Origin of the sequence: Candidatus Erwinia dacicola, from assembly GCF_001756855.1 — a bacterium.
Lineage (GTDB): Bacteria > Pseudomonadota > Gammaproteobacteria > Enterobacterales > Enterobacteriaceae > Erwinia > Erwinia dacicola.
Window position 1 is genome coordinate 1 of sequence record NZ_MAYS01000503.1, and the last position, 1,723, is coordinate 1,723.

Below are 1,723 nucleotides of genomic sequence, written 5' to 3' on the forward strand. Positions count from 1 at the left end.
AAGATAAGACCTTTCAATAACACGAAAGGCTAACTCATCAATAACTTTGCAACAGTGCCACCTCGCTTACGGCGAGCGCGGTGCGGGTACCTCCATCCCACCATCCAGCACCCCAGTGTTTGAAGTCGAACTGCTGGAAATCCTGTAAGTTCTTCGCGGGCCGGGCATCGTGCCCGACCCCTGAGTCTGTCTGCGAAAACTCAGCCACAACCTGCCTTTTTCCCTTCTCCCTAACTTTGTGATTTATCATAAAATACTAGGAAATTGTGTCCCTGCACGTCAGGTGCGTTATGCTGTTGAAAACACCAGAACAGTCAGGAGGTGGGAAGTGTTAGAACAAATTTGTCAGCTGGCGCGTGATGCCGGTGATGCCATTATGCGAGTGTACGACGACCAGGTGCCGCTGGATGTCGCCCATAAATCCGATGATTCCCCGGTGACGGCAGCAGACATTGCCGCGCATAGGGTAATTGTTGCTGGCCTGCAGGCTCTGACGCCGGAGCTCCCGGTGCTGTCAGAGGAAGATCCTGCCGGCTGGGAGGTGCGTCAGCACTGGCAGAAATACTGGCTAGTTGACCCGCTTGATGGTACCAAAGAGTTTATTAAGCGCAACGGCGAGTTCACCGTGAATATCTCGTTGATTGAGGGCGTCAAGCCGGTGCTCGGCGTGGTTTATGCGCCGGTATTAAAAGTGATCTATTCCGCTGCTGAAGGTAAAGCCTGGAAAGAAGAAGACGGGCACAAGATGCAGATCCAAGTACAGAATGCGCACCCGCCACTGGTGGTGGTGAGCCGCTCCGACTCCGACAGCAAGCTGGAATATTACCTCAGCCAGCTGGGAGAGCATCAGACCACCGCGATTGGTTCATCGCTGAAGTTCTGCCTAGTGGCGGAAGGCAAAGCGCAGCTCTACCCGCGCTTTGGGCCAACCAATATCTGGGATACCGGTGCGGGCCACGCGGTGGCGGCGGCGGCGGGGGCCCACGTGCACGACTGGCAGGGGAAAACGCTGGATTACACCCCACGCGAATCGTTCCTTAATCCCGGTTTCCGCGTGTCGGTTTATTGATGTCTGCCGCATCGGGCCGATCGGGAAAAAATGATCGGTCCCTACGGTTCATGCTATCATGCTATCTGGGTTTTTGTAGGGGCGGACCTTCTTTTTAGGTTCGCCTTGGTCATAATTAGTGCAGTAATTCTTGCAACAACGTCATCACCTGCTTCACTTCATCCTTCATCAGCGCACCCTCTGTGGCGAACCGTACCTTGCCTTGCTTATCCAGCACGATAATCGCCAAACTGCCGCTCTCCAACTGCTAGGCTTTACGCGCCACCGTTGTTGTCGACAATGAACTGCGACCACGGGAACTGCTACTTATTGCTGTGAATATTGCTGCGCACGAACATCCCGGCACCGGGAATTGTCGCTACCGATGTAAAACTGGCCCACCTGCCGATGTAAATCTGACCCACCCAGGGTAAAAATGGCAGTTTTAAGGCACTGCCAATGATGACATTGGAGACCAGAGTGGAGATGAGTGTTTTACACCGTCAGGGCATGTCGATACGCGCCATCGCGCGCCAGCTTTCATGCTCTCGTGAGAGCGTTCGCAGATATATCCGTAGCCCGCTGCCCGTAGCGGATATCCGCTACAAGCCTCGCGCACCCAGACCCTGCAAGCTTGACCCGTTCAAGCCCTATATCCTTGAGCGCGTGGCCGCT

Annotated in this window: 3 protein-coding genes and 1 pseudogene; 3 read left to right on the forward strand and 1 reads right to left on the reverse strand. The window is 54.7% G+C overall.

The genetic code is table 11. The features are described from left to right. Positions 1-58: 58 nt before the first annotated feature. Positions 59-148, forward strand: a pseudogene (locus BBW68_RS18475) (FKBP-type peptidyl-prolyl cis-trans isomerase); the annotation flags it as partial. Between the two features lie 180 nt (positions 149-328). After that, a complete protein-coding gene (gene cysQ, locus BBW68_RS13000; RefSeq protein ID WP_070135688.1) occupies positions 329-1,069 on the forward strand; it encodes a 3'(2'),5'-bisphosphate nucleotidase CysQ in 741 nt (246 codons plus the stop codon). Positions 1,070-1,184: 115 nt separating this feature from the next. On the opposite strand, the gene BBW68_RS19935 is transcribed toward cysQ, so the two are convergent. Continuing rightward, positions 1,185-1,298, reverse strand: a complete 114-nt coding sequence (locus BBW68_RS19935; protein ID WP_245675270.1) for a YtfJ family protein — start codon at positions 1,296-1,298, stop codon at positions 1,185-1,187. Positions 1,299-1,507: 209 nt separating this feature from the next. Here BBW68_RS19935 and BBW68_RS17010 point away from each other — a divergent pair. Beyond that, on the forward strand, positions 1,508-1,723 hold a 216-nt coding region (locus BBW68_RS17010; protein WP_148127674.1), incomplete at its 3' end, for a helix-turn-helix domain-containing protein.